The organism is Streptomyces sparsus (assembly GCF_054776295.1).
In genome coordinates this window covers 1-6,448 of the sequence record NZ_BAAHCA010000212.1, presented here as the reverse complement: position 1 = coordinate 6,448, position 6,448 = coordinate 1, and the positions used below count along the sequence as shown (strand labels likewise).

Sequence of the window (6,448 nt, the reverse complement as noted above, 5' to 3'; positions counted from 1 at the left end):
GGGCCGCCCGGTCTGCCGGGACGGCACAACCGGACGGCCCCACGCCGCGTAGGTGCCGGACGCACCCCTGCGCGGTCAGTGGCCCGCGATGACGCCCGACAGTTCGTTGGTGCCCTTCGGCAGGGTCACGGAGGTGAGCTTCTTGCCTGTCTCCAGATCAACCGCGTGCAGTGCCTTCTTGCCCGGTTCGGAGACGTAGGCGGTGTGGTCGCGGACGAAGAGCGTGGGCCGGGCCTGCTGCCAGTCCAGCGGCTCCTGCCACTTGCCGACGACGGGGATCTCCTTCTCGACCTTGCCGGTCTGCGGGTCGATGACGTGGAGGGCGCCGTCGGTGCCCAGTACGAGGGCCTCGCCGTGCGGTCCGCGGCCGAGGGAGCGGAAGGAGTAGCTCGTCCCCAGGTCGACCAGGCGCAGCTTCGCCGTGCTGGTGTCGATCAGCGAGACGCGGGTGGGCCGTTCCAGCTCGGCGTCGAGATCGTTCTTGTAGTCGCCCAGCAGGATCGGTGAGGCGTCGCTGCCGGCCTGGTTGCCGATCCGGCCGTAGTCGTCGGGTGCCTCGACCTTGGTGAACTTGCCGTCCTTGTAGATCAGTACGCCGTCCTCGCAGCCCACGGCGACCGCCCCGCCCTCCGCGGCTGCCTCGCCGTGCACGCCGGGGCAGTCCTCGTTGCGGGCGATCTCCTTGTTGTCCTCGTCCAGGACGAGGGCGCCGGTGCGCTTCTCCTCCGTGCCGAGGGTGCTGAGAAGTTCGCCGTCGCCCAGTTCGACGGCGACGCCGTGGTGCGCCTCGGCGGAACGGTAGGTGCGGCCTTCGGGCTTCTTGCCGCTGCCGAGGTCGGCGGGGTCGAAGACGTTGACCTCGCCGGTGCCGTCGGTGAAGAGCGCCGTCTTCCCGGAGTGGCGTACGACGTGGCCCGGCTTGGCGCCCTCGTACACGATGTCGGTGAGCTCGCGTCCGGCGGCGTCGAGCACCCGGAAGCCGCTGTCGGTGGAGACCATGACGTGGTCGGCGTCCCCTGCGGGGTTGACGCGGATGAACCCGGGCAGCTCGATGGTCTCGGCCACTTCGAGGCTTTCGCCGTCCAGGATGTACAGCCCGCCGTCGAAGGTGGCGACCAGCGGGTCCTTGACCGGGGCGGGGGTGGCATCGGCCGTTCCCTTGGTCTTGGCCTTGGCTTCGGCCTCGGAGGAGGCGGTGTCCTCCCCTCCGCAGGCGGTCAGGACGGTGGACACCGCCAGGGCGAGTGCCGTCGCCGTGAGGACCCTGTTGCGTATCGGCTTCTTCACCGGTGTGTTCCTTTCGAGCCGCGAGGTGCGGCAGGTGGTGCGGGGTGTTGCGGGAGGTTGCGGCCCGCGGGCTGCGGGCTTGCGGGGGGGGTCAGTCGCCGCTCGTGCCGGCGGTCAGGCCGTCGGTCATGGCGGTGGTGTTGGCGCGCATCATCTGGAGGTAGGTGCCGGCGCCCTCGCCCTCCGCGGTCAGCGATTCCGAGTACAGCTCGACGACCTGCACCCGGCCGCCCAGTTCTGTGCGCAGCACCTCGGCCAGCCGGGTGGGCTGCGAGGAGTCGGCGAACACGGTGCGCACCCCGGCCTTCTCCATGGCCGCGGTGAGCGAGCTCAGGTCGGAGGAGCTGGGTGAGGCCAGCGTCGTGCCGCTGGGGATCACCGCCCCGATGACACGGAAGCCGAAGCGGTCGGCGAGGTAGCCGAAGACGTGGTGGTTGGTCACCAGGGCCCGCCGATCCTCGGGGACCTGCTCGAAGGACTTCTCCATGAAGGCGGTCAGGCTTGCCAGTTGCTTGTCGTAGCGGGTGGCGTTGGCACGGATCGCTGCCTCGTCCACCCCGTCGACGTGCTGGACCACCTGGTCGGCTATCAGGTCGGTCGCCGTGCGCATCCGGTCCGGATCGGTCCAGAAGTGCGGGTCGGGGCTCCCGGCCTCCTCCTCGGGGCCGCCCTCGTCGCCACTGTGGAAGGTGAGCGGATCGACGGCCTTGCCGACCTCCAGGGTCGCCACTCCGGCGTCGCGGGCGGCTTCCACGTGCCGCAGCACGTTCTCCTCCAGTCCCAGCCCGTTGTGGACCACCAGGTCGGCGCGTTCCAACTCGGCGGCCTGAACGGCCGACAGGCCGAAGGAGTGCGGGTCCGCGTTCGGCTTCATCAGGACGGTGACGCCGGCCTCGTCGCCGACGACCTCCCGTGTGACGTCGCCCAGGATGTTGGTGGTCACCACGATGCGGGGCCGGTCGCCGGTGGCGGAGCAGGCGGTGGCGGCGGCCGCGGTGGTCAGGGCGAGCAGGCCCGCCAGCAGACCGCGCACCCGGCCCGCGCGCTTCGTCCCGCTCATCGGCCGGTCTCCGCCATCAGGCCCGGTGCGATGTCCAGGTCGAAGGAGCGCGCGGTGCGCAGGCCGTCGTTGTAGTCGATCTCGTGCACGCGTTCACCCTCGGGGTCGTTGACGTAGGCGCGGCTGCGGTCCACCTCGATGACGGGTCCGCCGGTGTCGGTGCCGGCTTCGTGTGTCCCGGTCAGCAGCCGTTCGCTGCGGGAGACCTCCGCGCCGGTGGCGGCGTCGTAGCCGTGCAGCGCGCCGTCGTCCTCCAGGACGAGCAGCGGCGACCCCTCCCCCGCGGTGTTGACGGCGACGACCGGCCCGGTCTCCACCCGTTTCCAGCCGCGGTCGGTGACATCGAGCACCCACACGGCGCGGTCGCCGGCCGGTGCCGTGAGCGTGTCGCTGCCGGGACGGTGGCGGAAGGCGGTGGCCCGTTCCGCGCTCGGCACGTCCCTGCCGTAGGGGATCCTCTCGGCGCTGAACGCGCCGTCTTCCGCACGGACGAGCAGCGCGCCGTCCGCACATCCGAGGACGACGCCGCGCCGGGTGACGGCGTCACCCCGCGGCTCCTCGCACTCCGCGTCCGGCGACGCGACGCGCTTGCCCCGGCGGTCGTACACGGTGAGTTCGGTGGCGCCGCCGTCCTCGGTGAGCGCCAGCAGGTGCTCCTCGTACGGCACGACGGCGCCGGCGTGCGTCCCGGCGAGGTCGCGGGCGGGTCCGATCGTGCCGTTCTCCAGCCGCGACCGGTCGTACAGCCGGGTTCGGCCGTCCCCGTCGGTCACCGCGGTGACGGCGGCGTCGCTGCGGACCTCGGCATCCCCGTCCGCGGGGAGGTCGCCGACGTCGCGTATCGCCGCGCGGTAGTAGTGGACGTGGTCGCCGTGGTCCACCGTCCAGGCGCCGCTGTCGACCACGTGCACACCGCGGGCGGTGCGCAGGTAGCCGAAGCGGCCGTCCGTGCTCAACCGGTCGGCGCCCGCCGTCCGTTCCGTCTGCCGCACCGTGCCGGTGGTGAGGTCGAGCACCTGGCCGGCGCCGCTGCCGGGGTCCGCGAGCAGCAGACGGGACTGCTGCTCGGCCGCCTCCTTCGCACCTTCGACGTACCCGTGCGGGGTGGCGGACGACGAGCCCTCCGGTGACGCGGGCTCGCCGCCGGTCTGCCCCGCGCAGCTGGTGGTGAGCAGCGCGGTGACGACCAGTGCGGCCGAGGCCCAAGGCGTGAGGTTTCTGCGGATGGTCGGGGCCATCACCTCGGATCTCCTTCAGTTGACTGTCGAAGCGGGGACGGCGGCAGGGCGCGCACGGTGGCGGAACCCCGAGGCCGTGTGGGAGAGGAAGAACAGCGTCACGGCGAGGGCCGAGACGGTCGCTCCGGCGGCGGTGCTCAGGTGCCAGGACAGGAGCAGGCCGCCGAACGTGGCGACGGCACCGAGGAGCGCGGCGAGCACCATGACTCCCCGGACGCTCCGCACCCAGGGCAGAGCCGCCGCCGGTGGGGCGATGAGCAGGCCGAGGACGAGCAGCGTGCCGACGATGTGGAACGAGGCGACGATCGCCAGGCCCAGCAGGCCCAGGAGCACGGCGTGTGCGAGGCGCGGACGGAGGCCGAGCGTGCCTGCCTTGCGGGGGTCGAAGGCGAGGGCGAGAAAGGCCCGGTGGCCGAGGACGGAGACGGTCAGCGCGACCGCCAGCGCCACTCCCAGCCAGAGCAGGTCCTGCGCCCGGACCGCCAGCACGTCACCGAAGAGGAAGCCGGTGAGGTCCACCGCGAAGGACTGCGAGCGCGACACGATGATGACACCGAGCGAGAGCATGCCGACGAAGAGCAGCCCGATCCCGGTGTCCTGGGAGAGCTTCGGCGTGCGCCCCAGCGCGGTGACGCCCGCCGTCATGACGGCCGTACTCGCCACAGCGCCCACCAGCAGGTTTCCGCCGAGCAGGGCGGCCAGCGCGATCCCCGGCAGCAGCCCGTGCGACATGGCGTCGCCGAGGAAGGCCATACCCCTCAGCACCACCCAGGTGCCGGCCAGTGCGCAGATCGCGGACACGAGCATGCCGCCCCACAGGGCGCGCTGCACGAATGTCGCTTCGAACGGGACCGTCAACCACTCCATGAGCAGGACACTACAATGAAAATCATGTTCATCAACGCGTCACCCTCACCTGCCCCGCCCCGACAGCGGAAGGCACACGTCCGTTTCGCGCGGTTGTGCGGCGGCTACCCAGGACGCCCGGTGCTCCACGAACTCACCGCCGAGATACCGGCGTTGGCGGCGACCGCCCTGGTCGGCCCGAACGGCAGCGGCAAGTCCACACTGCTCGGCATTCTGGCCGGTGTGATTCAGCCGACATCGGGTGACCTCCACCGCCACGGCGAGCGGCCACCGGCCTTCGTGCCGCAGCGCGGTGCCGTCGGCGACGCGCTGCCGCTGACCGTCCGGCAGACCGTGGAGATGGGCCGCTGGGGCGAGCGCGGCCCCTGGCGCCGGCTGACCCGCCGGGACCGGTCGATCGTGGACACCGCACTGGACCGGCTGCGCATCGGCGACCTGGCCACCCGCCAACTCGCGGAGCTGTCGGGCGGACAGCGGCAGCGCGCGCTCATCGCACAGGGGCTCGCCCAGGAGTCGGACCTGCTCCTCCTGGACGAGCCCACCACCGGGCTCGACCCCGAGGCCAGGGAACGGATCGCCACTCTCCTCACCGACCTGGTGAACGACGGCGTGACGATCGTCCACGCCACGCACGACCTGGAGGCCGCCCGCTCGGCGGACGCCTGCCTGCTGCTGCGCGGCGGCCGGCTGGCAGGGCAGGGGCACCCCGCACAGGTGCTCACCACCGCGGCGCTGGCCGAGGTCTGGCAGGCGGCCTGACACACACCGCCGTTCGCGGGCCGGCGCTCGCGGGCCGGCAGGTGCCGCCGCTAGGGGCTGGCGTCGAAGTGATCTTGTCGGGACAGTGCGGTCGGGACAGTGCGGTCGGGAAGGTGCGGGGGTCGTGCATGATGCGTGCGTGGAACATCTTCCCGTCGACCTGCGCGCTTCACTTCGCCTGTTCGCCTTCTACTTGGCGAACGGCACCATCGACGTTGAGTTGCTCGATGGGTTCGACTACCGCTCGACCGTCTTTCACTCCGGCTCCTCGTTGGAACAGGTCTTCGCGATCTACGGCAACGTGCTGCAGATCGACGCGGAGGGCATGGTGCTGAACGACGGGGAGGCGCAGTACCGGGTCGCGCAGTGGATTCGGTCGTGTTGCGACCCGGGATACCGGGTCGAGCCCCCGTTCGAGGCATGGGAGACCGAACTCCACCTCTGAGGACCAGGCACCCGCCGTCGACATTTCACGCCCACGTCAAGGGCGAGCCCGGCCCACGATCCGGACTGCTCGGGCACGTCCCGCCAGGGGGACCCGGTGCGGGACCTCCCCACGGTCCCGTTGAGCACCATCCGGCCGTCCGGACGCGGCCGTCTCAGCACGGGCGACGTATCGCCCCACCACGATCCACAACTCAGGATCGCTGTGCCGACAGGTCCTAGAAGTCCACGCGCACGGAGGCGTCCACCCGGCCCACGGACTCCAGCTCGTAGCGGGACGTGTAGGCGTCACGGATGGCCTCGATGTCACCGTCGCGCTGCTGCGCCTCGTCCAGCGGATAGAGCAGGACCAGCTCGTAGGAGCGCTCACCGTTGATGGACCCGGTACGGTCGCGCCACTGGCCGTAGCCCTCCAGCAGGGTCAGCCCGTCCGGGAACCGCGGGGTGATCTCCTTGTTGAGGAACGCCCGGAACTCCTCGTCGGTGATGGGCGGTTCGCCACCGTGCCGGCCCGTGCCGAAGAAGAGCCGGGTCTCGTTGTACGGCTCGCCGCGAGCACTGTCCGCCGCGGGCACGATCGCGGTTCCGCCGTCCGCCCGGTCCGGCGGCAGGAGGCCGCGCAGGTGGCCGGAGGCCAGCAGGACCAGCAGTCCGGCGACGGCGACAAGGACGGCGGTGCGCAGCTGGACCTTCACGTGTGGGGCTCCTCGTCATGTGCGGTTGCCCGGCGGCGCGGCTGCGCGCCGGGGAGTCGTAGGCCGAGCTCGTGGACGGCGTCCCGCGGGCCGGCCGG

Annotated in this window: 7 protein-coding genes; 2 read left to right on the top strand and 5 right to left on the bottom strand. The window is 71.7% G+C overall.

Annotated features, from left to right (window positions below):
* Nucleotides 1-75 precede the first annotated feature (75 nt).
* From aztD to aztB, 4 genes are all read right to left on the bottom strand, one after another.
* Nucleotides 76-1,287, bottom strand: coding sequence for a zinc metallochaperone AztD (gene aztD / locus ACYVE9_RS12430; RefSeq protein WP_461027864.1), 1,212 nt, complete (start codon nucleotides 1,285-1,287; stop codon nucleotides 76-78).
* A 91-nt stretch (nucleotides 1,288-1,378) separates the two neighbouring features.
* Nucleotides 1,379-2,347: a zinc ABC transporter substrate-binding protein AztC gene (aztC, locus tag ACYVE9_RS12425; RefSeq protein ID WP_461027863.1), complete on the bottom strand. Its 969-nt coding sequence runs from the start codon at nucleotides 2,345-2,347 to the stop codon at nucleotides 1,379-1,381.
* A complete protein-coding gene (locus ACYVE9_RS12420) occupies nucleotides 2,344-3,585 on the bottom strand; it encodes a hypothetical protein (RefSeq protein WP_461027862.1) in 1,242 nt (413 codons plus the stop codon). The genes aztC and ACYVE9_RS12420 overlap by 4 nt, the downstream gene beginning before the upstream one ends.
* A gap of 15 nt (nucleotides 3,586-3,600) precedes the next feature.
* Complete coding sequence (gene aztB, locus ACYVE9_RS12415; protein WP_461027861.1) at nucleotides 3,601-4,452, bottom strand: zinc ABC transporter permease AztB; 852 nt, start codon at nucleotides 4,450-4,452, stop codon at nucleotides 3,601-3,603.
* Nucleotides 4,453-4,467: 15 nt separating this feature from the next.
* Here aztB and aztA point away from each other — a divergent pair, with 15 nt between their 5' ends.
* Complete coding sequence (gene aztA, locus ACYVE9_RS12410; RefSeq protein WP_461027860.1) at nucleotides 4,468-5,211, top strand: zinc ABC transporter ATP-binding protein AztA; 744 nt, start codon at nucleotides 4,468-4,470, stop codon at nucleotides 5,209-5,211.
* A gap of 139 nt (nucleotides 5,212-5,350) precedes the next feature.
* Nucleotides 5,351-5,656: a DUF7677 family protein gene (locus ACYVE9_RS12405; RefSeq protein ID WP_461027859.1), complete on the top strand. Its 306-nt coding sequence runs from the start codon at nucleotides 5,351-5,353 to the stop codon at nucleotides 5,654-5,656.
* 217 nt (nucleotides 5,657-5,873) lie between these two features.
* Here the strand turns inward: ACYVE9_RS12405 and ACYVE9_RS12400 are convergent, their stop codons facing one another.
* Nucleotides 5,874-6,350 carry a DUF3574 domain-containing protein gene (locus ACYVE9_RS12400; protein WP_461027858.1) on the bottom strand — a complete coding sequence of 159 codons (477 nt, stop codon included), beginning with the start codon at nucleotides 6,348-6,350 and terminating at the stop codon, nucleotides 5,874-5,876.
* Nucleotides 6,351-6,448: the final 98 nt, after the last annotated feature.